A 24556-nucleotide genomic window follows, 5' to 3' on the forward strand; every position below is an offset into this window, starting at 1 on the left:
TGGAGCCGGTGGGCCGACGGTTCAGTCGCTCAAGGTATGCCACAGGGACGCTGATAGACTCCTGGAGCTTCCGCACCGCGTGAACCCACGCCATCTTTTCGAAGGATTCTGCCTCCATCGTGACCCCTGACGTCGTGCTCGGCCAGCCTGCTCTTTTCGAAATAGTTGAAGCCGACGATTCTTTGCGAGGTCTGTCGAGTCGTGAGCGTCGACTGCTGGTTGGTGCACTGAATTTTCACGCGCTGATGGCGCCGGGAGCACGATTTGAGGTGCATTTGTACGATGGCGATCACTCGTCTCTGCCGCGCACAACCGACGACACAACCTTTTCCGGGTACAACCGAGCGTTCCGCTCCCGCATACATTCGTTCGCCGTCCGAAGCCACGTGTCGGCAGAGGAGCGCACCCCGATACAAGCGGAGGCGCGCTCGGGCGTGTTGACCAGCTCTCCGCGTCGGCACCTACGAATCTCGCGCGACGAGGTGCTTTCCTTCGACCCGCCGCGTGGCGTGCCGCGAGACCTTTTGCGTCGGTTCGCCCGCCAGGTTCGAACCCGCGCACCACTCGTCTACGACGAGATCAGAGACCTCGAGCTGCTCCGCCACCGCCGCCCCACAGTTTCGGCTGCTCCCAGACGGGAGTACCAGATCGAGTTCCTTCCGGGAGGCTCCCACTCCGACAGTGAAATCGTGCTCGCCCCGCGGGCGGTTGACGGCGCGCCCAGAGCTGTGCTCTTCGGGCTTCATTGGCTGGAGCTGGGCGGCGCCGAACGTTGGGCCCTCGAGAGTGTTCGTATCGCGCGCGATGCCGGGTTCCTGCCTATCGTTCTCACCAACCGTGACTCGCATCAGGCATGGGCGGCACGGGACGAGTTAGAGGGTTGTCTGCTCATTCCCTTCTCGGAACCCACTGTGACATCGCAGACTCCGGGCGTGGAAGAACTTCTGCGCGCGATATTGCGGTCCTTTGACATACGCGGAGTGGTGGTGCATCACAATCAGTGGCTGTACGACCGTCTGCATTGGATCACGGAATCGCGCCCCGGCATTCCGGTGGTCGATTCCACCCACATCGTCGAGCGCCGTGGTGGTGGCTATCCCGTCAGTAGTGCGCTGGTCGAAACTGCGATTACTACTCATCACGTCATCTCGCCCTCGCTCGAGAAGTGGATGGTCGCGACACAGGGGATTGATGCAAGAAAAGTGGTTATGGCCCCTCTTGCCGGGCTCACCGTAGATCTAGCGGATTCTTCCTTACGCCCGCGGCCAGCGGGTGAACCGCTGACAGTCGCGTTTATCGGCCGTATGACACGACAGAAGGCTCCGGAGGTTTTTGCCGCAATGGCACAGCGGGTCCGGCGTCGCGAGAGCGGAGTGAAGTTCATCATGCACGGCGATGGAGACCTCTCCGGTTGGGTCGATGATCTCATCAAGTCCTACGGGCTGTCCGACGTAGTCGTGCGCCGCGACTCGACGGTACCCGTCGGGCGAACTCTCGACGAGTCCCATTTGCTTGTGGTCACTTCACACAATGAGGGTCTGACTCTGACGACCCTCGAGGCCATCGCACACGGTGTGCCCGTTATCTCGACCGATGTCGGTGCGCAATCGGATCTCCTGCCGCATCACGCTCTCGTTTCGTCCAACGTGCACCGTGCCGTCATCGAGTCGGCCGACAAGGTACTCGAGCTCGCGGAGAACGAAAAGCTGCGAGCGGACCTTTGGCTGGTCGAACGCGCTGCTGAGCGAGAACTGCTGGCACACGAGTCCGCGAGTTCATGGTTTGAACGGGAGGTCAGCTCATGGTGACAGTGGCAGCGGTGGTCGTCACCTTCAATCGACTTGAGAAGTTAAAGAAGGTCGTCGAGTCCATCGAAGCGCAGACTCATGTCGTATCGACTCTCCTTGTGATCGACAATGCTTCGACCGACGGCACAGCGCAGTACCTCGCCGATCTCAACACAGTGGTGCCGCTTGAGATCGTGACGATGTCCGAGAACACGGGTGGTGCGGGCGGCTTCTCCGCGGGGATGTCGCGCGGCTACGCAACCGGCGCCGATTTTGTCTGGATCATGGACGACGACTGCTATCCCCGGGCCGGCGCTTTGGCAGCACTCGTGCGCGGCTTCGGAGAGGCGGTGGACGAGCTAGGTGGGGATGTTCCCTTCGCATGTTCCGTGGTCGAGTTCACGGACGGAGCTATCTGTGAAATGAATAATCCGGTTCCGACCTGGGATTGGGGGCGATTGCTGGTCAAGCAACAGCAAAACGTCATGGTGACCGCCTGCTCATTTGTATCCGTCCTCATTCCTCGATGGGTGTTGGCCGAGTACGGTCTTCCTTACGCGGAGTACTTCATCTGGTTTGATGACCGCGAGTACACCCTTCGATTGACTCAGCGCTGCCCCGGAGTTCAGGTACTCGATAGCGTTGTCGTGCACGATATGGGCGACAACCGCGGTGTCAACTTCGCGATGGTCGACGCCAAGAGCCTGTGGAAATTCAAGTACGGAGTCCGCAACGAGTCCTCGTTCCTGCTCCACCACAAGGGTCTCGTCTACTTCCTCGAGTTTGGTGCGCGTTTGTTCGTCAGTCTGCACCGCGGTCGTGTCCCCTGGCGGCTGCGCCTGTCGCTGATGCGCAAGTGGATGGGTGGCGTGGCTTTCAATCCTCCGCTGAGGTACCCAGAGTCCGCGTCGGCCTGACAGCACCGCGGTAGAGGGGGACGCCGTGCCTGATGAGCCCAATGCCCGCATTCGGCCGGTGATTGAGTCACAATAGGCACATGCGTAACAGGCTCACCTTCATTGACGACCGTTCCCGTTCGCGGGCGTCCAAGGTTTGGGTAGCCGCAATCGTGGCAGCGTTGGTCCTCGTGCCGGGCGTTGCCCAAGCTTCGGAGCAGTCCGGTCGCGCTGTTTCGGAGGATCGGTCTTCGACGATTGTTAACAGCGTCTCGAGCCTGCCCGACAGTCAGGTCCGCACAGCCAACTTGGCGGAGTTTTCCCCATCGGACATCATCAGCGATGCACTTTTTTACGATTCGGCTGCAATGACCACCGCCGAAATCCAAGCATTTCTGGACCGCCTAATCGGCGCGTGTAGTAACGGCAAGTGCTTGAACGTGATTTCGGCAGGGTTCACGTCGCGCGGCGCAGTGGTATCGGCACGCACGGGCAACACCGTGTGTGCGCCGATCACCGGCGGGACGATGCGTGTGGCTGAGGTGATTTACCGAGCCCAGGTAGCGTGTGGGATATCAGCGAAGGTCATCCTCGTCACGCTTCAGAAGGAGCAAGGACTCGTAACGAGCAGAGCACCTTCTGACTGGAACTTGCGGGCAGCGATGGGTGCGTTCTGCCCCGACACGTCGCCCTGCGACCCTGCGTATGCAGGCGTGGGCCCACAGATTATCGCGGGCACGACCCAGCTCAAGACATACAAAGCAGGTGCATTCTCGCGTCAGCCCGGGACGCACTTCATCGGTTATCACCCGAACACTGCGTGTGGCGGGACGAACGTGCTCGTGAGCAACTACGCGACGGCGGCACTCTACAATTACACGCCCTATCAGCCGAACCCCGCGGCGCTTCGCGCCGGCTACGGAACCGGTGACGGATGCTCGTCCTACGGAAACCGCAATTTTTACCAGTACTACGTTGACTGGTTCGGGAATACGCGGCTCAATGTCAGCGGGCGGATCGCTGACATCTGGAATACACAGGGCGGTAGTGCCGGCTGGATGGGCATGCCGACGAGCGACATGGTGTACACCGGAGCCTCGGGCAGCGGCTGGTACCAGCAGTTCCGCAACGGCGTAATCTTCGTTCCGCGAACGGGTGCGTACATCATCTTGAGGTCAGGCAGTCTAATCACGCAGGTCTACCTGTCATCCGGAGGTCCGGCGCACGCTCTCGGCTGGCCGGTCGGGGGAGAAGACTGTGGCGCGTATGGATGCCGTACTGCCTTCCAAGGAGGAAGTATGGCGTGGAGTAACGAGACCGGTAGCGTCTACCCGCTATATGGTGCGATCAACTCGGCTTGGCTTGCGGGCGGCGGTGTCAACAATCCGATCGGTGCCCCGACGACCTCGATGTCCACGGTCAACACCTCAAGCCCTGGGTGGCACCAAACTTTCGTTCGCGCGAAGATATTCGTGAAGAGCGCCGGTCCTACGGTGACACTTCGCGCCAATAGCGGGATCACTCAGCGGTACAACTCGCTCGGCGGTCCTACAAGTGCGCTCGGGTGGCCCGTGGCCAGCGAAGAGTGTACGGCTGACGGGTGCGCCACCACCTTCGACGCTGGAATCTCCGTGTGGGCGTCCAAACTCGGGATCGTGGATCTCACGCAATCGGTGGCGACTGCGTGGACCGCGTCCGGCGGGATGCGCGGGCTCGGTGTCCCCACCGCCTCGCCGGTGCAGACCTCCACTGCGGGGGGAGGAACCGTGCAGTCCTTCAGCGGCGGTTCGATGTACGTGTCGACCGCAGGAAAAGTCGCGGCGCTTCGAACCTCAAGCAGCATCACGCAGCGGTTCATCCAGTCAGGTGGCCTGGCGGGGCCATTCGGATGGCCGGAAAGTACAGAGACGTGTGGTGCAGCCGGCTGCTGGACAGTTTTTGCGGGCGGTGCGATCGCCTGGGAGAAGAGCTCGTCATTGGTTAGAGACGTCAGCGGCGCGATCGCGCAACTGTGGCTCACCGCTGGCGGGGTGAATTCCTGGCATGGCGCGCCCATCGCCGCCATGGTGGCGACCGCCGACAACGGAGGAGGGTGGACCCAGCGTTTCCGTAATGGCCAGGTTTACGTCAAGGCGGGTGGACCTGTCGCTTCCCTTCGTACCAACAGCGGCCTGTGGTCGACCTATGTCGGCATGGGTGGGACAGGTAGCGTTCTCGGGTGGCCGACCGGCGGCGAAGCATGCGTGGTCGGAGGCTGTTCGATCAGCTTCGAGCGCGGCAGCTTGGTCTGGGACCAGCCCACAGGCGCTATTACCCAGCGTTGAAGAGGGCCGCGGTTCGCTCGGGGGCGAATACCCGGAGCGAACCGCGGCGTTCTACTGACCTTTCGAGGCGTAGAACGACTCGACGCCGTCTTTTGTCGCAGCCCACCACGCCTCATTCGCGCGATACCAGTCAATGGTGGCGGCAAGACCTGCCGTGAAGTCGGCAAAACGTGGTGCCCACCCGAGCTCATCGCGCAGTTTCGCAGAGTCGATCGCGTACCGCATGTCGTGACCCGCACGATCCGTCACATGGTCGAACGCGTCTGCTGGCTGGCCCATCATCTCGAGGATCAGTCTCACGACGGATCGATTGTCCATCTCGCCGTCAGCGCCGATGAGGTATGTCTCGCCGATCTCGCCACCATCGAGAATGCGGAGGACGGCTGAGGAATGGTCATCGGCGTGGATCCAGTCACGCACGTTCTCGCCGGCGCCGTAAAGTTTCGGCCTGATTCCGCGAATGACGTTCGTGATCTGACGCGGGATGAACTTTTCCACGTGCTGGTAGGGGCCGTAGTTATTGCTGCAGTTCGAGATAGTCGCTCGCACCCCGAACGAGCGCACCCACGCGCGCACGAGGAGGTCGCTGCCAGCCTTGGTTGAAGAATATGGGCTGGAGGGATTGTAGGGAGTCGCTTCGGTGAAGCGTTGTGGGTCGTCGAGCTCGAGATCGCCATAGACCTCGTCGGTCGAAATATGGTGGAAGCGGCGGTCATGGCGACGTGCCGCCTCGAGGAGCGTGTACGTCCCGACGATGTTCGTGTCGAGAAATGGGCGGGGGTCGTTCAGCGAATTGTCGTTGTGGGATTCGGCCGCGTAATGCACGACCGAGTCGACCTGGGCAAACAGCTTGTCAACGAGAGCCGCGTCTGCGATGTCGCCCTGGACGAAGGTCAGCCGACGCTCCGGTAGCCCGGTGAGCGAGGCGAGGTTTCCTGCATAGGTGAGTTTGTCCAGAACAGTCACGTGGTCATCTGTGTGCTCCATGACATAGTGCACGAAGTTCGAACCGATGAATCCTGCACCACCGGTGACGAGGAGCCGTCGCATATCAGCGTCCCTGCTCGAGAAGAGTTGTGAAGTACTGTCCGTAGCCGGACTTTCGAAGGGTCTCGGCGTGCGAACGCAACTGATCGTCTGTCAGGAAGCCTCGACGCCAGGCGACTTCTTCAGGAGACCCGATCTTCTGCCCTGTGCGCCGCTCCATGGTGCGCACGAATTCCGCGGCGTCTGTCATCGAATCGAAGGTCCCTGTGTCCAGCCAAGCGGTGCCACGCGGGAGCACTTCGACCCGCAGCGAGCCTCGCCGCAGATACTCGAGATTGATGTCCGTAATCTCTAGCTCACCCCGCGGCGAGGGGGCGAGATCCCGCGCGATGCTGATGACCTCGTTGTCGTAGAAGTAGAGGCCGGGCACCGCGTAGTTGCTGCGAGGGACGGCGGGCTTTTCCTCCATCGACACTGCGTTGCCTTCAGAATCGAACTCCACGACCCCATAGGCAGTCGGATCGGCGACCCAGTAGGCGAATATCGCGCCTCCGGTCAGGTCCTTGAATCGCCGCAACTGCTGACCGAGTCCGGGTCCATAAAGGATGTTGTCTCCGAGGGCAAGCGCGACGGTGTCTTGCCCGATAAAGTCTGCGCCCAGGATGAACGCTTGAGCCAAACCGTCTGGGCTCGGCTGAACCGCATAGCTCAAGTTGATGCCGAACTGGGATCCGTCTCCGAGCAGTCGTCGAAATTGGTCGGTGTCCTGAGGAGTCGTGATGATGAGGATGTCCGAGATGCCGGCGTTGATCAACGTTGACAGCGGGTAGTAGATCATCGGCTTGTCGTACACCGGAACGAGTTGTTTAGAAACGCCCAGAGTGATGGGATGCAGTCTCGTGCCGGATCCTCCGGCCAGGATGATGCCCTTCATGGCGCCTTCCTCTCTTGTTGGATCACTACGGAGGGGGGCTTCAACGGAAGTAGCCGCGAGAATCTTCCCAGGTAGGCAACTTTCCAGCGTCCTGAAGCTCTTGGAGCGATGGCGCGATGATGTCCTTGTCGGAGAGTATCGGCTGGCCCAGTTCGCTGGGGAATGTCAGGCCGATCGTCGTGTCCTGAGGTTGGATGGCGCCTTCGGTCGCCGCGTCATACACATTCGAGCAGAGATACGTCACGATCGAGTTCTCCTCGAGCGAGACATAGGCATGACCGAGCCCTTCGGCAATGTAGATTGCTCGCCGATCCTTGTCGTCCAGCAGCACGGTGTCCCATTGCCCGAAGGTCGGAGAGCCGACCCGAATGTCTACGACGAAGTCCAGCACCGCTCCGTACGCGCACGTGACGTACTTGCCCTGTCCGGGGAGGTCAACGTAGTGGATGCCGCGCAGGACGCCCTTGGCTGAACGCGAGATATTGGCTTGCCGGAGATCGAGCTTGTGGCCGACGGCCTCTTCGACAGGCTCGAACCGATACCACTCGGCGAACGAGCCGCGATTGTCATCAAACTGTCGGGGGGTGAACTCGAAGCTGCCGGGGATTGCAAGAGGGCGTACACGCATGGATTCGAGCCTATCAGCGGGTGCGATAGGACGAGAGAACCGCAGTGCGAACGCTCCGCGTCACGCGTTGGGGCGCGACATCGCTTCGCCGAGCGAGCGGAACACGGCGGCGATGCCAGCCGGGAGCGGAGTCTGAACGAGGCCCTGGAGATCTGGCCAGACCTCGCTTCGGACGCGCAGATCCGGCGCCTGACCGACCGCATTACCACCGCCGAAGGCAACGAGTGGGCGGCGCCGGCGGACGCGAGTAATGGTGCCGATGAGATCTCCGATCGACACGGCCTGGCCTGAGCCGATGATCTTTACCGCGCATTCACCCGGCGCCAGAGCCGTCGCCCTGTCCGTTCCCGCAAGCACCACCGCGGCGCAGTCATCTTCGTAGATGTAGTCACGTAGCGTGTCCAGAGACACGTACACGGTCGCAGGCTCGTGGTTGAAGTACGTCTCGCACATCACCGAAATAAGTCCCTGCTTCTTGCCGACCTTCTGGCCGGGCCCGTAGAGGTTCGTGATCCGCCCGATGAACCCGCGCAATCCAAACTGCTCTGCTGCGGCTTTGAGGGATTGCTCCATCGCGAGCTTGGTGTCCCCGTATGGTGAGGCGCTCGCGGTAGGTGACGATTCCGAGTAGGGCGGCAAGCCGACTCCGGCGTACGCGCCACCGACGGAAGAAGCAAGGAAGAAGGTGGTGCGTCGGGCCGCAGATTGCGGGATAGATGCGAACTCCGCTAGGAATTCTGCAAATAGGGCGCTCTCGCGTGCCAGCACCGCTGCAGGGGTGGCGGTCACTCCGCTTCCTGCGCACCAGAAGATGCGGTACTGGTCGGCGTCGACTTCGTAGAGCGAGCGGAGGCCGGATGTCAGATCCTTGAGCGCAGCTTCGTCGTCGTCCCAGCGGACCGAGCGAGAGAGTGGCTCGCTCCGCATCTGTCGCGCGACCGCGCTGCCCAGCAGCCCACGTCCGACGACCCAGTCAGCGATCATCGGTCCGCGGCTGAGTGTTGCTGGGGCGAGCTGCGAGGGGCGACAGCGCCGGGTCCCGCACGATGAGGTACGGCGGCTTACCCATTGCCATGTTCACGGCAACGCCCACATACTCCGCGACGATCCCGAGTGCAACAAGGATCGCTCCCACGCCGAGCGATGTGAGCACCATCTGCGAGGTCCAGCCCTCGGGCACGTTCCCGGATACAAAACGGACAACGATGAGATAGACCGCGAAGAGCACCCCGGCCGCCGCAAACAGCCCTCCCAGAACTGTCACGAGGCGCAAGCCTTTGGTGCCGGTGGACAGAACCATCCGCCAGAAGTGGCCGAGCAGCCGCGCATAGGAATAGCCAGATGGGCGGTCCCCTTCCTCGCGCAGTACCACCGGCGCGGTCACCTGGCGGTTCGCCACCCATGTAAGCGCCACATCTAGGTATACGCCGGTACCGGTGTAGGCCGCCACGCTCCGTCCTACCTCGCCGAGGATCAGCCGGAAGCTGTTGAACTCCGCAGCGTTGCCGCTGCCGAAAACGCTCTGCAAGACCCGTTTCGCCAGTCGGGAAGCGTTGTTTCGCACCGCACCGTGCGGCGGCTTGTTCGTGGGCCTGGCGTAGACGACCTCCGCCTGCTCGGCGATCGCTGTGTCGAGCAGAAGACCGATGAATGCGGGATCCTGCTGCCCGTCCTCGTCCATCGTGAGGATCCAGTCGCCACCGGAGGATGAGATGCCGGCCATGGTCGCTGCATGCTGTCCGAAGTTGCGGCTCAGCCACACCACTTTCACGAAGCTGTGCTCACTCGACAGGTGCCGCATGACCTCGTCTGATCGATCGGGGCCACGGTCGTACGCAAGAATGACTTCTTCGATCCGGGCGCGGTGGCCGGCAGCGGTGTGGAAACCCTGTACGTAGGGGAGAAGCTCATCGATGACGGCCGGTAGCGTTCTTTCCCCTCGGTAAACGGGGATGACGATAGAGATGCGGTGTTCGAAGGCATCCAGCTCGGTCATGACATCCTCCTCTGCAATATCCGGTAAGTGAGCTTTCGCCGCTGTGCCATCAGCCACGCGTTTCGGTTGCCAACCCGCACATCGCTTCGCGTGAGGAGTCCGGGGTTCGCTTCGCTCAGCGCGCGGTGGAACGATGAGACTTGCTCGTACTGGTAGTCGGTGAGCGCGACGCTCCACTGGCCGTTGTTCAGACGGAAAACAGCTCCGGGCTCCTGATCAGGGATGAAGTCTCCTTTCAACAGGAGGTTCACGTAGGTAGCTTGATCGACCAGGAATGGGTGACTGAAGTCCCACAGTCCTGAACTCTCCAGAGCTTCACGTCTCATGAGCACTGCGCCGGGCTCTCCGAAGATGTTGGAACCGGCGCGAACGGTTCGTCGGATCGCGTCGCTTCCGGAGAGACGTCGCTTCACGCCCTTCAGCCCATGGGCGCGGATCACCGTTCCGCCCCGTGCATCGACGATAGTGCGGCGGGATGCCGTCAGTACTGCCGCATCATCTTCGTCCAGCGCTCGGGCCTGTCGTGCGAGTGCCCCCGGCAAGAGGTAGTCGTCCCCGGGAAGAAGCTTGATGTAGTCGCCGCGCGCTTCCGCGGAGACACGGTTGAAGTTGGCTTCGGCGCCGCCGCCCGCAGGCGTCGACAGCAGCCGCACGCGCGGATCCCCGGCGAACTCGCTCATTGCGTCCCAGGTTCCGTCCTGCGAGCTGTGGTCAGCAACGACGAGTTCGAGATCGACCCCGTCCTGGTCAAGGACGGACCGCATCGTCTGTCGGATGAATGATTCGTTGTTGAAGGCGGGAACGACCACCGAAACCTTGGGGACTGTCATGACGCACCGTGCTTCCTGCGAAAAGAAAAGTAGTTGTGTCCCACGTAGCTCACGATCGTCGTCACGAAGACGATAGCCACCTGAGCGACCAAAGGATGAAAGCCCACGATCTCGACCAAGATCGGTAGGGCGACGATATTGATGGCGAACGACACTGCGTAGACCGACGAGAAGGCCATCAGATCGCGCCAGACGTGGCCGCGCACGCGGAAGACGAAGCGCCTGTACAGCACGAAGGCGCACAGGACGCTAGTGATCTGGGCGGCAACGAGAGCAATTATGTAGCCCACTGGCAGAGCTCCGAGCAGCCAGAGGAAGAGGGTGTACCAGAGGAATCCGATGGCGGTGTTGGCGACCCCCACGATGAGGAAAGCGATCCGCTTGTCCTTAATGAGGCGCAAAAGAGGTCCAGGCGGCGCCTGCGGCTCCTCGAACTCACTCATCTGGATGCATCCCGCGCCGAGGCACGAGGCATGACCTCGTTGACGAGAACTCGGCGGCGCTCTCGGGCAGAGACTCTGACAGCTTCCATGACGCGCGCATGACGCTCCCTGGCATCCAGCTCTCGAGCAACGGCCGGCCCGCCCGCGACCGCGAGGTCACGGAAATACTCGACCTGAAGGCGGAACTGGTCTGCCGCCGCCAGCTCTATGTCCTCCCGTACCGTGTTGCGGGTGACCGAGACGGCAGGTGGGCGGTCAGGCGGGATCGAGAAGCATCTGTCAACCTCGAGTTGACCAGAAGCACCCCAGAATCTTGCCTCGTTTCGATAGTCATAGCCGAATCCGAACGACACGGAGACGGTCAGCTCGTCGTCGTACTCGAGGAAAGCGCTACCGACGACATCGACGCCGTGCGGGCCAGCTGCGAGTCGCGCCGTGACAGCTTCCGGAGCCCTGCCGCTGTAGTACGTCGCCATATCGAGGCAGTATGCCCCGGCGTCGTTCAATGCCCCCCCGCCCAGCCGGGCAGAATTGCGAAGGTCATCCGGCGGGAAAGCGGGGAACCCGAAGGACAGCGTCGCGTGATGAAGTTCTCCAATAATCCCCGACGCAAGTCCCTCACGGATGAAGGTGTTCTGCGGGTGGCGTTCGCACATGAAGTTCTCTACGATCACAACACCTGCGGCACGCGCGGCATCGATGACCTCCAGACAGTCGGCGAGGGTGCCGGCAAGAGACTTCTCCACCAGGACATCCTTGCCTGCAGCAATTGCGGCAAGCGCCCACCGGGCGTGCAGCCCCACAGGAAGTGGCACATAGACCGCGTCCACCGCTGGGTCGTCGATGATCTCCTGGTAGCTATCGAAGACCGGGATGTCGTGCTTGGTGGCGAACGCCTGGGCTCGGGCGCTATCCCGAGCAGCCACTCCGGCGACGGACACCCCCTCAGTGGCGAGCATGGCGGGGACCGTGGACTTGTCCGCGATCTTCGCCGCGCCCAGGACACCGACGTTCAGAGGTGGCACAAGATGCCTCTCACATGCGGGTTGATGTAGTTGTCTTCCTGCAGGAGGCGCTTGATCTGGGAGAGGGTGAACCAGCGGTACTCGTCAGGGAAATCCGGAACGTCCTCGGCGGCCACCTCGACCAGCATGTTCAGGTTCGACTTGAGGTAGAACCGTCCACCGTCCTCCGCAAGCCACTGTCGGTACACAACGGTACGTGGAGCGGCACCTTCTTCGAGAAAAAACTCGCTGAAACGGGGAACCCGCCCCCCGTGCGCTGTTTTGAGATTCGAGTAAGTCGCCTGCAGCGTCGGGGAGATCTGGTACAGAAGCGTGTTGCCCGGCTCTGCCTTCGCATGCAGGAGGTAATGCCAGACACCATCGAAGCGAGCACGGAGAATACCGAGTATCCCGGCCTCTTTTTGGAAGATGAACGGCTGGTCCCAGCCGCTCACCTCGCGCGCCGAGTTCGAGATGCCCACACCGATCACTCGGAAAAACTCGCCGGATACGTGTGAGATCTCCCCGGTGTCTGGATCGACGTGCCAATCGCGTAGTTCGGGGATCCGCTTGCGTTCAAGGTGGATCGGCGAGGCCTCGCGGATGGTGTCGATCCATTGGCGTAGCTCATCCAGCGAGTGGAACCGGTTGTCGTCGCCCAGGACAAGGTCGATATATTCGATCAGCTTCTGAGATTCGCCCGGGTCGGGAGTAGAAGCGGCCAAGGCGATCAGGTCATCGCGAAGTGTCATGGACTCTCTCGTATCTGTTGTTGACGCGCCATTATCTCCTCGATCCGAGTCGAGTCGCCCCACAAGCCGGGCGAATCGAAGGGCCGGTCGGGGAACGCCCCGTAGGCAAGACGGATGGGCAATTCTCTTTCACGGATGAAGCCCTCGACCGCGTCGGCGAGTGTCCGCGGACGACCCGTGCTGCACTCGACGACGCCAGTGGTCTCGCTGTCAATCGCCGCCGCGGCGATCTGACGTGCGAGCACGTCGATGTCGATGAAGTCGTAGAGGTTCTTCCCCGATGTGAAGGGAAACTCTCGCTCATTTCTGTCGACGGCATCCAGCATCTTCTTGAAGATGGACTGGCTGCGCGCGTCGTCTCCGATGATGTAGTAGCAGCGCAGCCACGCGAGGGCGGTCGTGTCCGGCAGCGATGCCGTCAATAGTTCCCGCAGGCTGTTCTTGGCTATGCCGTAGGGGGTCGTCGCATTGCTCGGTGTTTCCGCGTCGACAGGCCCTTCCCAGTATCCGATCTCGTGCATCGTCCCGATGGGTGCGATGCGCTTCACGCCCCGGTCGGCGGCATCCATCAGGAAGCTGTAGTGCGAGGACAGGTCCTCGCCATGCGCTCGGGAGCGGAGCACGAAACCGTCACGCCAGGCGAGATGCACCAAAGCGTCGGCATCCGCGAGCACATCCCAGTCCTGGGTCGTGAGGTCGAAGGCTGAGCGGTTGATTACCCGATCTTCGCCGACTCGTTCGACCAACCACGGATCGGCTGAGCGGCTAACCGTGACGACCTCATCACCTCGCGCGAGCAGCGCCTCAACGACATGACGCCCCAGATAGCCGTTCGCTCCCGTGACCACGACGCGTGAACCCATGACACTCCTCCTGGGGCGCCGTTTGCGCCTGCAACAGCCTACTCGGGCGCGGCTGTGGCACCGAGCTGCGACGTCGCCGACGGTACCCTCGAGGTGTGACGACCCCCACTTCAGCGCCACTCGCACCCCCGAATCCTGGCGGCGCGAGACGCAAGATCAAGCCGCGCGTTCCGCTGTCTTCCCGCGCCGAAGTCTGGCTGGCCCTTGCGGTTGCGGCGACCCTGGTGAACGTCGTAGCGAGGGTCATCCGCACCCCTTGGTACTTCTTCTGGGACGACACGCAGCTCGGCGCCTACGGCCAGTGGTACGAGTTAGGGGATCGCCTCCTCTCGGGGTCGTGGACGATCCTCGACCCGGGAGCGTGGCAGGGCGGGAATCTCCTGGCTGAGGGGCAGTGGGGTTTGTGGAGTCCCCTTGCCTGGCTGATTGGTCTCGGCGCGCATGCGGTGCCGAGCGCCGCCGTCTACGCCACCCTGGTCAAGACGCTCCTGCTGGTGCTGCTGTGTGTTGGCGCATTCTTGCTCGCACGCAGTTTCGGAGCGTCTCCGGCTTGGTCAGCTGTCGCGGCGTTCGCGGCGACAGCTGGAGGTCAGACGATGTACCTCGATGCGCCGTCGTGGGTGACGGGATTGCAGAGCGTGGCCCTGTTCGCTTTCGCGTGGTGGGCACTTCGCCGGCATCTCGTCTATGGAAAGGGCCCTGCGGCCTTCTTGGTCTCCGCTTACTTGTTGATCACTGTCGGATACGTCTTCGGCGTCATCGAACTCGTCATCCTGTTTGCCTTCACGCTTGTGGAGGGTGCCCTTCGATCGCCACGACAAGTGGTCCGACCACTCGTGCTGGGGCTGTATGCGGCGCTTCTCACCGTGTTCGTCTATCTCCCAGGCATCCTGACCGCGCCCGTGACTGTCCGCTCTGAGACCGGGATTGCCAATGATCTCTTTCTGAGCATGGACCTCAGCGACCTCGCGACGTCCCCCATCGCGACTGCAGTAACGACGATTCGCGGTTACTGGGGCGACGCGGCGCCCGTCCCGATGCAATACATCACCTGGCTTGTCCCGATCCTCGTTGTCCTCGGAGCGGCAGCGATACGCGCCTGGCGTCCCCTGATAACCGTGTACGGGGTGCTGGGGTGCACGATCGCCCTCGTGATCGGCCCGAGTGTACTCGGGCCGCTACGCTACCCAGCGCGCATGATGCCCTACGCGGTGCTGGCAATCGCCATACTCGTGGCCGTGATTGCGAGCACGGCTTGGCCGAAGATTGCGGCACGGCGGCACCGGGTGGGCATCACCCTCGTGACAGCTGGCGCGGCATGGATGGCGTGGGCCGCGCAACCCGATTCTTGGCTGTGGGTGGCGATCGCGTTCAGTGTCCAGATGGCCGGTTGGATCGCCATCGATTTTTCACTTCGCCGCGGTGCAGATGGCCGCAGAGGGTGGGTAGTGCCTGGCATTGCCCTCATCGCGTCCGTCGTTGTGCTGATGCCTCAGATCGCCAAGTACCCGAACAGTCCGATGGGTAATTTCCAAGTGCCGTCCTCGGTCGAGCAGATGCGCGATGTCGGAGTCGATCTCGAGAACGGCATCATGACTGTCGGCGACGTTTACTCGCTCCAGAACAATCCCGGCGCCTATAGCGAGTCCCTGATCGCGAATCTCTGGTATCTCGCCGACCGCGATGTCGTTGGTGTCTACACGGTGTTGCCGTTCAAGGCGTTTGCAGAGGAGCTGTGCATCGATATCCGTGGGTACACCTGCCCCGAAGCGCTCGCTGCTTTGTTCGACACCACCGCCGAGGAGCCGGTTCCGCTCGCCGACGACATGCGCCTCAATCAGATCATCGTGATCAAGGGGGTCGGGCTCGAGGACGAACCCGTGCCACCACCGGGATGGACACTGCGTGAAAGCGAGTACACCTGGACCCTGGGCCGCGCGGATCCGTTGGATGCAGCGGGTGGCGTCGCTCGCACGTCGCCAGGACTGGATGTCACGATCCTTGAGCAGAGCGACACATCGGTGAGCGTGCGGATCGAAGACGTTACCGAAGACCAAGGCGAGATCGTGTTTAGCCGCCTCGCGTGGCCCGGCTACACGAGCAGCGGCGGGGAACTTCTCGCTCCAGAGCGGGGCTATCTCCTCACGCTGGGAGTCACACCCGCAGATGTGGGCGAGGAGCTGACCATCGTCTTCCGTCCGCCCGGGTGGCACTTGGAGCTGGGGGCGGGGATCGTTGCCGCCGTGCTCGCTGTGCTGCTTATCGCGTTCTCCCGGAGTTCGCGTCGCGGTGACCGCAAGGAGGGAGAACCGACGAAGGGCGCCTAGACTGGACCGTCGCGCCGCTCCGACCGTACGGATCGACGTCACCTCTAGATGAGGCCCGCCCTTCATCCCGATCGTCAGGAATTGCCATGGACCTTCTCATCGTCGGCTCTGGATTCTTCGGCCTTACTGTTGCAGAGCGTGCCGCGGCGGCCGGCCGCAAGGTGACGGTGATCGATCGCCGTCACCATATCGGCGGGAACGCGTACAGCGAAGACGAGCCCACAACCGGCATCGAGGTGCACCGGTACGGTGCGCATCTTTTCCATACCTCCAACCCGACAGTGTGGGAGTACGTCAACCGGTTCACGTCATTCACTAACTACGTTCACCGTGTCCACACCACTCACAACGGCATCGTCTATCCCCTTCCGATAAACCTCGGCACCATCAACCAGTTCTTCCGATCTGCGTACACGCCGGACGAGGCGAGAGCGCTGGTTCAGGAGCTCGCGGGGGAGTTCGATGCGAAGCAAGCACGGAACCTAGAAGAACGCGCCATCGGGTTGATCGGGCGACCTCTATACGAGGCGTTCATCCGCGACTACACCGCGAAGCAATGGCAAACCGATCCCAAGGATCTACCCGCCGAGGTCATCAGTCGGCTCCCCGTCCGCTACAACTACGACAGCCGCTACTTCAACGACACGTGGGAGGGCCTGCCCATTGATGGGTACACCGCCTGGATCGAGCGAATGGCCGATCACCCCAACATCGACGTCCAGCCGTCGACGGATTTCTTCGATGCAGCACAGCCTCTGAACAAGACTGCCACCGTCGGACAGCTTCCGATCGTCTACACAGGGCCTATAGATCGGTACTTCGACTACGCCGAAGGGGAACTGGGCTGGCGGACGCTCGACTTCGAAGAGGAGGTGCTGGAAGTCGGAGACTTCCAAGGCACACCCGTCATGAACTACGCGGACGCCAACATTCCCTATACACGCATCCACGAGTTCAAGCACTTCCACCCGGAGCGCGCAGAGCGTTACCCCCGCAACAAGACCGTGATCATGCGGGAGTTCTCGCGATTCGCCGGTGGCGAGGACGAGCCCTACTACCCGGTCAACACCCCGGATGACCGAGCCCGCCTGCTTGCCTACCGCGATCTTCAGGCGGGTGAGCAGAGCGTGTACTTCGGCGGCCGGCTGGGTACATATCAGTACCTCGACATGCATATGGCCATCGGCTCGGCGTTGTCGATGTGGAACAACAACCTGGCCTGAAGCGAGTCTGTGTAGGTGGACGGGCTCATGCGCCGGGCGATATCCACGGAGACAGGCGTTCGGCGAGGGGTCCTACCAAACTGCGAGCGAACGAGCGCGTCAGGTGGTTGTCGTCTGAGTAGACGACCAGTCCGCCGATCTGGGGAAGGCAGACCTGGTCGGTGCAGAAAAGGTCATCGATGTCGATTAGCCCTGCCCCGGATGCCTTGGCTGCCTCGGACATCGGATCGGGAAATTCAGATTGTGGCCGAGGCAGTCCGCACTCCACCGGGGATGTTGCGCTGGCTAGACAATCAACGGCGCTGCCGCCGTTGCGGGGTGGAACGGCGCTCATCTCTGGGGGATCCGCAATCACCACAACTCGCTTGCCGACGGCAGTGAAATTCTCGATGGTGCGGTTCACCATTGCCGCTGTCAGCGGGCGAAGCGAATCGTCCGGAGATACGTAGAGTCGCGTCCGGTTGTTAAGAATCACAGTGTCGATCGTTGGATCGGCTGCTACCGCTTCGTGGATCCGCTCCGCCACGTTTCTGCATTGTTCCGCGTAAGGCGTCTCGTATCCCCACGCCGAACCCGTCAGCTCGTTTGACATCATGGAGCAACCCGAAACGAGGAATGTGCTGAGCGTTCCGTTCTGCGCGAGGATGGTCTCGCGCAGCGGCTCCACGAGTCGGGTGGCGTGCGAGTCGCCAATAAGGGCGACTCGCGGTCCGGAGGACTGCTCGTCTCCGAAATCGCATCGGACGTAATCTTCGGCGGTTGTCGGGCGCTCGCAGGCGAGGATGTCGTCAGGCGGAAGGTCGACAGAGAATGAGCTCAGTGCGGCGGTGAGCGCGACATCCTGGGCAGGCCCGCAGGTGGTGTCGAGCATGGCCTCTGCGCCGTAACAGTCCGCTTGCTGTCCCACCGCAGGAATCGACGGCGCGGTAATGCGGAAGGTCGCCATCGGAAGCGCTGCGGCCGTCACACCGAGCATCGCGACCAGAGTCACCGCAAAAGTCCAACGTGGTTTGGAGTCCGCGACTATACGACGAGCGCGTATGGGGTCCTCGACAAACTTTTTCGAGGCCCAGCCGAGACCGATCGACGCGAACAGTACGATCACCGAGGCGACGGTGCCCAGAGGCGTGCCCAGAGCGTACGGAAGCAGCACAATCAGCGGCCAGTGCCAAAGGTATGTCCCATACGAAACATCACCGACGAATTGGATGGGACGGAGCGCCATGAGGCGCGCAGGCGAGATGGGCGAGACGGGTGTGCCTGCACCGATCACGAGCAGTGTTCCGATGACCGGCAGTAGTGCCGTGAATGACGGGAATGGTGTCGAGCCCGTAAATACCACCATTGCGGTGACGATCATCACTGCGCCAGCCCAGGATGCCGCTGCCGCTCGGGAGCCGCCCCCGAATGGCACAGGGTGGCGGCGGAGGATGAAGACGAGTAGTGCTCCCGCTCCGAACTCCCACGCTCGCGTGAGAGTTGAGAAGTACGCCACCGAGGGGTCGATCGCGGTTGAAACTGTCGAGTGAACGAGGCTCGCCGCGGATACAACGCCGACTACGAGAGCGAGCGTGACCATCGAACGTCGCCGCAGCACTCGTGCGAGTGCCAGCGAGGCCACCATCAGCAGCGGCCAGAGGAGGTAGAACTGCTCCTCGACTCCCAGCGTCCAGAAGTGCTGCACCGGCGATTTGACGTTGGACAGCGCCATATAGTCCACGGATTGCGCTGCGAGTGCCCAATTCTCGACGTAGAAGGCGCTCGCGATTATTTCTGTCCCAAACTGGCCCCATCGGACGTCGGGAACGAATAGCCGAACCCCCACCACGGTGGCAAGAAGGACGAGGAGCGAAGCCGGGATGAGGCGGCGCGCCCGACGGGCCCAGAACGTCGTGAGTGAGACCCTCCCGCGGGTGAGCCACTCGCGGATGAGATGGTCGGTGATCAGGAAACCCGAGACCACAAAAAAGACATCGACGCCGACGAATCCTCCTGGGAGGCGATTCGGCCAAAGATGGAACAACAGCACACCCAAGACCGCAAGCGCTCGCAACGCCTGGATCTCGGGTCGGACAACGGCAACGTGGGGACGCACTTTGCGCGATGAGGAAACGGTTTGTGTGGATGTCACTTGGGCGGGTCCTGGGTTGAAGGTCGTGACTCAGCGTACCCAGCGATTCCTGCGAGACTGCCTCGGTGCGAGCTCATCCCATGAGAGCGCACACCAGAACGTGGTCGTTCTCGAAGACGGTCGTGCAATAGCTGTTCAGTTCCGCAGACACCTCAGTCGCTCCTAATGTCGCGACGAGGTAGTCGACGCCGAGACTGCGCGCCTCCGCTGTCGAATCGGCGGTCGGACCCGTGAAGAGAGACTGGTTGAACTCCAGCAGGGTGAGGTCAAACGCCGGTCGGATGATGGTGTCGGGCGCGAGGTCTGCCGACTCCGGGATGTACGACCATGATTCCAAGAGCACGCGCCGCCCTGCGAGCCCCGACGCCCAGTAGACCCGTGAATCGCAGACTGGTGCTTCTTCGCCGGCGCAGTGGTCGTTCACCGCCAGTACCGCATCCGCGTCCGTGTTCTCTGCGATCCAGAGAGCGGCCTCACTCTCAGAGAGCTGTCGCGCGTCTTCGGACAGGGGGGCAGAGGGCGGGAGCAGGGCGGCCGCGGGGAGCGAGCCGAGCATTGCGCCCATCAGGCCTGCCAGGACGATGACTGTGCCGGGTCCGCTCATCCTGTGGCCGGTGCGCCTCCAAGCTATGGCGGTAATGCATGCCGCGATGGCCATAGCGAGCCCGATGACCCCGATCCAGGCAAGGATGCGGAGGATCAGTTCGGGCGCCCAATCCGCTGCGTTGCGGGTCGCGAACGCCGCAGCCCAGGCGAGGGACGCCGCGAGGATAGCGGAGACGATAGCGAGCCGAGCCGCCCATACCCGGTCACCGATGGCAGATACGAGCCACCACGCGCCGACGATAGCTCCGACAGGAACGGCGGTGTGCGCGAAATACAGCTGGCTGTAGGTCGGATGGGCCAGAAGGAGGAAACCTGCGGCGCCCGCGCCAGCCATTCCCGCAAGCCACCACGCAGTGGCATTGAGCCTGAGCTCGCGATTGAACAGCGGTGCTGCGCCGAGCAGCGGCCGGACGGCGGAGATCGCCGCCAGGGCTCCCACTGCGAGCCCGCCAGACGGGCGGGTGAACATGCCGGGCAACAGGAAACTCGCACTGGACGAGGCGGATGGTTCCAGAAGCGTTCTTACGAACCCGAAGAGGGTGAGGCCGGAGAAGAGCGTTATCGCCATCCCATCGTTTCCGCCCGAGATCACCGCGGAGGAGACGACCTGCAATGCGCAGGCTACGCCGAGGACCGCAGCGAACGCGCCCCAGCGACCGCGCATGATCGCGGCCGCCGCAGTCCCGACAACGCTCCCCGCGATGACCATGGGGAGCACTGTCGGCTTCGACCCTGCCGCGACACAGAGCGCCGCAATGATGAGAATGAGCGCGCCGACGTGGACACGGCGAGAAGTTGCAAGCGTGATTCCCGCGGAGAGGATGAGGAGGAGAGGTATGAACGCGTAGAGCTGGGACGGCGAGATGGGACGAAAGACATCCTGAACATCGAGAACGGGCCAGAGCGGCACGAGGAAGGTGGTCATCGCAGTCACGAGCGCCGCCACAGCCCCCACCGATGCGCGGCCGCTGATCTGTCGGCCCACGACCGCGACCAGGACGATGATCAGCGGCACAAGGAACGCGGGCCATAGCCGCAGCAGCAGGACCGGCACATCCAGGCCACTGATGAGTGCCGCCAGCGCGATGTCAGCATTCGCGAACCAGTGATACTTGATCGGCGCAGCGAAGAGCGATTGCGGGCTCATCAGCGGAAAGCTGCGCATTGCCTCGTTTGCAAGGCTCATGTGCCAGAGAAGGTCGCTGTAATAGGGGCGCGCGGTGGGGGGAAGATCCCACGCCGTGAAATAGGTGCGCTGTAATTGGAAGAGAGCCGCCAGTGCGGCGACTGCAACTGCTGCGGCCGGTAGCGCGGCGGTGTATTCCGTTGGACGCGTGGCTGCCCTGCGGCGAGCGCGTCGGCTCAGGAGCGGGAGTGCTGCGAGGACTGGCCATGTCCACAGCCAATGTTGAAGCCCCGCTGCGCTGTACATTACCCATGCGATCAAGCCCGCCGCGATCCCCGTCGCCGCACCGAGGCTGATATCCGCGCCCCAGGTCGTCTGAGCACCGCGCAGAGTGCGGTGTAGCACGAGCCCGGGCGCCACCACCCAAAAAACGATGTATGCGACGTACTGCACGAGGGCGTCCAAAGGTAGTCCGGAAGCGAGGAGCATCGCCACGACGGCCAACACAACAGCGATGAAGCAGACAAGCGCGGGCAGGATCGTCGGTGCACGACGCGTAGAGATGAGCGCCGTTCCTGCCCCTGGTTGGGTCATCCCACGTCCTTTCGCCCACGAGATGCTCATCGTACCGACGCGCTGCGGCGCTCCTTCCTTCCGCGGAGTTAGATTGGCCGTCGTCCGATGACGGCTAGCCCCCACCGCGCGTACGGACGGTTCGTGGCAGTAGTAATAGGGTGGGTGGACCATGGGGACTTCGCTGGATTCGATCACTGACACGCGCGCTATGGAGTTGCGTTTCTATGAGAACCTTCGAGATCTCGCGCTGAGCTTCTCTCGCACCGGGCAAGTCACCTCGGTCGCCGTTGTCGGCAACCAACCGCTGGACCCGTCAACCGACCGGGCTGCGATCATCGACGGCGCGGACATCGTGTTCCGAGTAAATGGGTTCGCGCTGGACCCACCCGGCAGCCCCGCGACTGTAGGCACGCGCGCCGATGTCGTCGTATTCAACCGAGGGGTAAGACCCTCTCCCTGGTTCTTCGAGTCTTACGCAGAACGGCTCTATCTGCTTGTCGAGCCAGGGATGCTGCTCGATGAGAACCCGAAGATCCCCGATTTCTGGCCGGAAGACCTCGGGGCGCTGACCGTTCCCAATCGGGAAGTAGTGCTCCCACTGGGGTCTGCCATCGGGATCGATCCTCGCGCGGAGGGGCAGTGGGCTACGACCGGCACGATCATGTTGTGGATCGCCCTCAACCTTTTTCCTGAGCTGCGGATCGATGCGGCCGGGTTCTCTTTCGTGGACGAGCCGTCTCAGAGCGAATGGCGTCACGCATACGGCGACTCATCACCCGTCGGTACGGAGCATCGAATCGCAGCGGAAGCTGCCTTGATCCGTTCCCTGATCGGCTCGGGCCGCGTGGCCCTTCATCGTTAGCAGGAACTCACAAGGGAGTTGAGGAACATGCTCAAGCGGTTTCGCACGAGGTTGGACGCAGCGGTAGCGAGGCGCGTCGACAGGGCGCTGAAGCAGCTCCGCGACGAGATCGACGTCGAGCGGGAGAACCTGCGTGGCGAACGTGAGGAGTATGAAGCGCGGTTGAGGGGAAACCAGGCTGACTTCTCGTTTCTCCGATCCGAGTTCGACCGTCTCGCGCCCCAACTCGCTTCGCTCGAGGTGCGCTTCGAGCGGCTCCGCAACGAACTGGACCTTCCGCCCCTCAACCCAGACACCGAGTTGCAGCGGGCCCGAGCCGAACACGAGCGTGCCCGCCTCCGGCTGCAGGCCGTGTCACGGTTCGAGGAGCGTCTGCGTCGCCTGGAGCACGATCGGGCGGATTGACCCGATCAGATCCGTTTCTGCTCGATGTGGGAGTTGATCGCGGCAAGTTCCGGGTCAGCTATGAGGAGTTCGATAATCTGCTCGGCCGACAGGCTCTCTGCGTGGTGTTCGTCGATCAGGCGCGTCAGGAGTCGCAGGTCGTCCGTCGTGTCAAGTGTGACGCGGAAAGCGGACGCATCGGCGGGGCGTCGGATGGAATGGAGGCTCGAGAGCCCGCTGCCATTCCGGTAGAGATACGGAGTGACGTGCTCGCGATCGGAGAGACTGGTCGCGTGACCATCCGCGTGCAAGAGCGCTGACGCTGAGAACACTTCGAAATCGAAGCCTCGAGGATACGTCCTTTCCAGGACGTTCGAGACGTGCGCGCCGTCGTCGCTGAGATCGACGAAGCGTTCGATTCCGGTGAGAATGACGTCTGCGTCGATGAGCGGGCAGTCCGCGGTCACCCTGACAACGACGTCGAGACGATGCTGTCTGGCCGCTCCGGCAAACCTGCCGAGGACATCTTCTTCGCTTCCGCGGAATACGTGCGCTCCGTATGCGCGCGCCTCGCCGACGACAGCGTCATCGATCTCGTTGACGGATGTCGCGACGATGACTGGCAGGTGGGATGCGTTCAGCCGAGTGATGTGATGGGCCAGCATCGACTCTCCGCCGGCGCGAAGCAGCACTTTTCCCGGCAGCCGACTACTCGACATCCGAGCCTGCGTGACGATGCCGATCCGGGTCAACGGAGAGCCTCGATGAGCGTCTCGGCCACACGATCGACTTCTTCGTCGGTGATGCCGGGGAAGATCGGCAGCGACAGTTCTTCGCGGTAGAACTTCTCCGCGTTAGGACACATTCCTCGTCGGTAGCCGGCCCGAGCGTAAACAGGATGCCAGTACACGGGCATGTAGTTGACCTGCACGCCGATCCCAGCAGCGCGCATCCTGTCGTAGACAACACGGCGACGTCCATCGAGGACCCGCAGCGGATACAGGTGCCAGACGGGATCGACGTCGTTTCGCTGTGCCGGGGTGCGTACCCCGGCCACGTCGTCAAGGGCGGCGTTGTAGCGTGCCGTCACCGCCGCGCGACGTTCTTTGAAGGCATCCAGTCTCCTCATCTGAGCCATCCCCAACGCGCACGCGATATCGGTCAGCCGATAGTTCACCCCGAACTCGTGGACCTCCTGGTGCCAAGAACCTTCTGTGACGATCTCGAACCGATCGGGATCCCGTACCAGCCCGATGAAATGGAACTCGTGAGCCCTCTGGGCGATATCGGGATCCTTTGCGACTACCGCACCGCCCTCTCCGGTCGTCATGTTCTTCGTCGGAAAGAACGAAAAAGTCGTGATGTCCGCGAGGTCACCCACAGGTCTACCTCGATATGTTCCGCCGATCGAGTGGGCTGCGTCGTCGAGCGTGAGCGCACCGACGGCGTCGGCGATCGGCTGGAGTGCGTCGTAGTCTGCGGGATGCCCGGCATAGTCAACTGCCGCGATGACGCGCGTCGCATCCGTGACCAGCGACGCGACAGCGGATGGGTCGATGAGTGCGGTATCTTCTTCGACGTCCGCGAACACGATATGAGCTCCGAGCAGCGAAGCCATCGCAGTCGTGGCCACAAAAGTCATGGGTGTCGAGATCACTTCACTCTGCGGTCCGACACCGGCCGCCGCATATGCCATGTGGAGCGCGGCAGTTCCCGAGGTTGAGGTGACCGCGCGATGACCGCCCGCGAGAGACGAGATCTGCCGCTCGAACTCATCGACAGCGGGGCCGGTCGTCAGCCAATCGCCGCGTAGCACCGCCGTGACCGCCGCAATGTCTTCCTCAGAGATCGACTGACGACCGTAGGGAAGCATCATC

21 protein-coding genes are annotated in these 24556 nt (G+C 62.4%); 7 read left to right on the plus strand and 14 right to left on the minus strand.

The annotated features are described in order from the left end of the window. Positions 1–119 precede the first annotated feature (119 nt). The 3 genes from ACT9TC_RS13890 to ACT9TC_RS13900 all read left to right on the plus strand — a co-directional run bounded on the left by ACT9TC_RS13890 (position 120) and on the right by ACT9TC_RS13900 (position 5007). The gene (locus ACT9TC_RS13890) at positions 120–1808 is read left to right on the plus strand and encodes a glycosyltransferase (RefSeq protein ID WP_458041049.1); all 1689 of its coding nucleotides are present in this window, start codon (positions 120–122) and stop codon (positions 1806–1808) included. 11 nt (positions 1809–1819) lie between these two features. Continuing rightward, positions 1820–2704, plus strand: a complete 885-nt coding sequence (locus ACT9TC_RS13895) for a glycosyltransferase family 2 protein (protein ID WP_458041050.1) — start codon at positions 1820–1822, stop codon at positions 2702–2704. Between the two features lie 80 nt (positions 2705–2784). Then, positions 2785–5007, plus strand: a complete 2223-nt coding sequence (locus ACT9TC_RS13900) for an LGFP repeat-containing protein (RefSeq protein WP_458041051.1) — start codon at positions 2785–2787, stop codon at positions 5005–5007. 51 nt (positions 5008–5058) lie between these two features. Here ACT9TC_RS13900 and rfbB read toward each other — a convergent pair whose 3' ends face one another. Genes rfbB through ACT9TC_RS13950 form a run of 10 tightly spaced genes read right to left on the minus strand, consistent with a single transcriptional unit; the run spans position 5059 to position 13444 of the window. Beyond that, the gene (rfbB, locus tag ACT9TC_RS13905) at positions 5059–6057 is read right to left on the minus strand and encodes a dTDP-glucose 4,6-dehydratase (RefSeq protein ID WP_458041052.1); all 999 of its coding nucleotides are present in this window, start codon (positions 6055–6057) and stop codon (positions 5059–5061) included. 1 nt (position 6058) lies between these two features. Beyond that, on the minus strand, positions 6059–6928 hold the full coding sequence (rfbA, locus tag ACT9TC_RS13910) for a glucose-1-phosphate thymidylyltransferase RfbA (protein ID WP_458041053.1): 870 nt from the start codon (positions 6926–6928) through the stop codon (positions 6059–6061). A gap of 40 nt (positions 6929–6968) precedes the next feature. Beyond that, positions 6969–7556 (minus strand): dTDP-4-dehydrorhamnose 3,5-epimerase family protein, encoded by a 588-nt coding sequence (locus ACT9TC_RS13915; RefSeq protein WP_458041054.1) that lies wholly within the window; start codon positions 7554–7556, stop codon positions 6969–6971. 60 nt (positions 7557–7616) lie between these two features. Continuing rightward, positions 7617–8540 (minus strand): NAD-dependent epimerase/dehydratase family protein, encoded by a 924-nt coding sequence (locus ACT9TC_RS13920; RefSeq protein WP_458041055.1) that lies wholly within the window; start codon positions 8538–8540, stop codon positions 7617–7619. Further along, a complete protein-coding gene (locus ACT9TC_RS13925) occupies positions 8530–9552 on the minus strand; it encodes a glycosyltransferase (protein WP_458041056.1) in 1023 nt (340 codons plus the stop codon). The genes ACT9TC_RS13920 and ACT9TC_RS13925 overlap by 11 nt, the downstream gene beginning before the upstream one ends. Further along, positions 9549–10382, minus strand: coding sequence for a glycosyltransferase family 2 protein (locus ACT9TC_RS13930; protein WP_458041057.1), 834 nt, complete (start codon positions 10380–10382; stop codon positions 9549–9551). The genes ACT9TC_RS13925 and ACT9TC_RS13930 overlap by 4 nt, the downstream gene beginning before the upstream one ends. Beyond that, positions 10379–10825, minus strand: a complete 447-nt coding sequence (locus ACT9TC_RS13935) for a GtrA family protein (RefSeq protein ID WP_458041058.1) — start codon at positions 10823–10825, stop codon at positions 10379–10381. Before ACT9TC_RS13935 ends, ACT9TC_RS13930 begins: the two co-directional genes overlap by 4 nt. Then, complete coding sequence (locus ACT9TC_RS13940; RefSeq protein ID WP_458041059.1) at positions 10822–11850, minus strand: Gfo/Idh/MocA family protein; 1029 nt, start codon at positions 11848–11850, stop codon at positions 10822–10824. Before ACT9TC_RS13940 ends, ACT9TC_RS13935 begins: the two co-directional genes overlap by 4 nt. Next, positions 11838–12581 carry an NDP-hexose 2,3-dehydratase family protein gene (locus ACT9TC_RS13945; protein WP_458041060.1) on the minus strand — a complete coding sequence of 248 codons (744 nt, stop codon included), beginning with the start codon at positions 12579–12581 and terminating at the stop codon, positions 11838–11840. Before ACT9TC_RS13945 ends, ACT9TC_RS13940 begins: the two co-directional genes overlap by 13 nt. Continuing rightward, a complete protein-coding gene (locus tag ACT9TC_RS13950) occupies positions 12578–13444 on the minus strand; it encodes an NAD-dependent epimerase/dehydratase family protein (RefSeq protein ID WP_458041061.1) in 867 nt (288 codons plus the stop codon). The genes ACT9TC_RS13945 and ACT9TC_RS13950 overlap by 4 nt, the downstream gene beginning before the upstream one ends. A 95-nt stretch (positions 13445–13539) precedes the next feature. Between ACT9TC_RS13950 and ACT9TC_RS13955 the strand changes: the two genes are divergently transcribed. Both ACT9TC_RS13955 and glf read left to right on the plus strand, forming a co-directional pair. Further along, complete coding sequence (locus ACT9TC_RS13955; RefSeq protein WP_458041062.1) at positions 13540–15771, plus strand: hypothetical protein; 2232 nt, start codon at positions 13540–13542, stop codon at positions 15769–15771. A gap of 86 nt (positions 15772–15857) precedes the next feature. Then, positions 15858–16994: a UDP-galactopyranose mutase gene (gene glf / locus ACT9TC_RS13960; RefSeq protein ID WP_458041063.1), complete on the plus strand. Its 1137-nt coding sequence runs from the start codon at positions 15858–15860 to the stop codon at positions 16992–16994. Between the two features lie 25 nt (positions 16995–17019). On the opposite strand, the gene ACT9TC_RS13965 is transcribed toward glf, so the two are convergent. Both ACT9TC_RS13965 and ACT9TC_RS13970 read right to left on the minus strand, forming a co-directional pair. Beyond that, positions 17020–19125 carry an acyltransferase family protein gene (locus tag ACT9TC_RS13965; RefSeq protein ID WP_458041064.1) on the minus strand — a complete coding sequence of 702 codons (2106 nt, stop codon included), beginning with the start codon at positions 19123–19125 and terminating at the stop codon, positions 17020–17022. Positions 19126–19198: 73 nt separating this feature from the next. Then, positions 19199–21451 (minus strand): hypothetical protein, encoded by a 2253-nt coding sequence (locus ACT9TC_RS13970; protein WP_458041065.1) that lies wholly within the window; start codon positions 21449–21451, stop codon positions 19199–19201. A gap of 151 nt (positions 21452–21602) precedes the next feature. Between ACT9TC_RS13970 and ACT9TC_RS13975 the strand changes: the two genes are divergently transcribed. Both ACT9TC_RS13975 and ACT9TC_RS13980 read left to right on the plus strand, forming a co-directional pair. Beyond that, positions 21603–22295 carry a hypothetical protein gene (locus ACT9TC_RS13975; protein ID WP_458041066.1) on the plus strand — a complete coding sequence of 231 codons (693 nt, stop codon included), beginning with the start codon at positions 21603–21605 and terminating at the stop codon, positions 22293–22295. Positions 22296–22322: 27 nt separating this feature from the next. Continuing rightward, positions 22323–22700, plus strand: a complete 378-nt coding sequence (locus ACT9TC_RS13980) for a hypothetical protein (protein ID WP_458041067.1) — start codon at positions 22323–22325, stop codon at positions 22698–22700. 5 nt (positions 22701–22705) lie between these two features. On the opposite strand, the gene ACT9TC_RS13985 is transcribed toward ACT9TC_RS13980, so the two are convergent. Then, the gene (locus tag ACT9TC_RS13985; RefSeq protein ID WP_458041068.1) at positions 22706–23431 is read right to left on the minus strand and encodes a cytidylyltransferase domain-containing protein; all 726 of its coding nucleotides are present in this window, start codon (positions 23429–23431) and stop codon (positions 22706–22708) included. Beyond that, positions 23428–24555 (minus strand): DegT/DnrJ/EryC1/StrS family aminotransferase, encoded by a 1128-nt coding sequence (locus ACT9TC_RS13990; RefSeq protein ID WP_458041069.1) that lies wholly within the window; start codon positions 24553–24555, stop codon positions 23428–23430. The genes ACT9TC_RS13985 and ACT9TC_RS13990 overlap by 4 nt, the downstream gene beginning before the upstream one ends. Between the last annotated feature and the right edge of the window lies 1 nt (position 24556).

The sequence above is a fragment of the Microbacterium sp. HM-570 genome (genome assembly GCF_054165885.1).

Bases quoted from the DNA above. Each gene is read 5' to 3' on its own strand.
- ACT9TC_RS13900 (WP_458041051.1), top strand. From the start codon at position 2,785: ATGCGTAACAGGCTCACCTTCATTGACGACCGTTCCCGTTCGCGGGCG.
- rfbB (WP_458041052.1), bottom strand. From the start codon at position 6,057: ATGCGACGGCTCCTCGTCACCGGTGGTGCAGGATTCATCGGTTCGAAC.
- rfbA (WP_458041053.1), bottom strand. From the start codon at position 6,928: ATGAAGGGCATCATCCTGGCCGGAGGATCCGGCACGAGACTGCATCCC.
- ACT9TC_RS13915 (WP_458041054.1), bottom strand. From the start codon at position 7,556: ATGCGTGTACGCCCTCTTGCAATCCCCGGCAGCTTCGAGTTCACCCCC.
- ACT9TC_RS13920 (WP_458041055.1), bottom strand. From the start codon at position 8,540: ATGATCGCTGACTGGGTCGTCGGACGTGGGCTGCTGGGCAGCGCGGTC.
- ACT9TC_RS13925 (WP_458041056.1), bottom strand. From the start codon at position 9,552: ATGACCGAGCTGGATGCCTTCGAACACCGCATCTCTATCGTCATCCCC.
- ACT9TC_RS13930 (WP_458041057.1), bottom strand. From the start codon at position 10,382: ATGACAGTCCCCAAGGTTTCGGTGGTCGTTCCCGCCTTCAACAACGAA.
- ACT9TC_RS13935 (WP_458041058.1), bottom strand. From the start codon at position 10,825: ATGAGTGAGTTCGAGGAGCCGCAGGCGCCGCCTGGACCTCTTTTGCGC.
- ACT9TC_RS13945 (WP_458041060.1), bottom strand. From the start codon at position 12,581: ATGACACTTCGCGATGACCTGATCGCCTTGGCCGCTTCTACTCCCGAC.
- ACT9TC_RS13950 (WP_458041061.1), bottom strand. From the start codon at position 13,444: ATGGGTTCACGCGTCGTGGTCACGGGAGCGAACGGCTATCTGGGGCGT.
- glf (WP_458041063.1), top strand. From the start codon at position 15,858: ATGGACCTTCTCATCGTCGGCTCTGGATTCTTCGGCCTTACTGTTGCA.
- ACT9TC_RS13970 (WP_458041065.1), bottom strand. From the start codon at position 21,451: ATGACCCAACCAGGGGCAGGAACGGCGCTCATCTCTACGCGTCGTGCA.
- ACT9TC_RS13975 (WP_458041066.1), top strand. From the start codon at position 21,603: ATGGGGACTTCGCTGGATTCGATCACTGACACGCGCGCTATGGAGTTG.
- ACT9TC_RS13980 (WP_458041067.1), top strand. From the start codon at position 22,323: ATGCTCAAGCGGTTTCGCACGAGGTTGGACGCAGCGGTAGCGAGGCGC.
- ACT9TC_RS13990 (WP_458041069.1), bottom strand. From the start codon at position 24,555: ATGATGCTTCCCTACGGTCGTCAGTCGATCTCTGAGGAAGACATTGCG.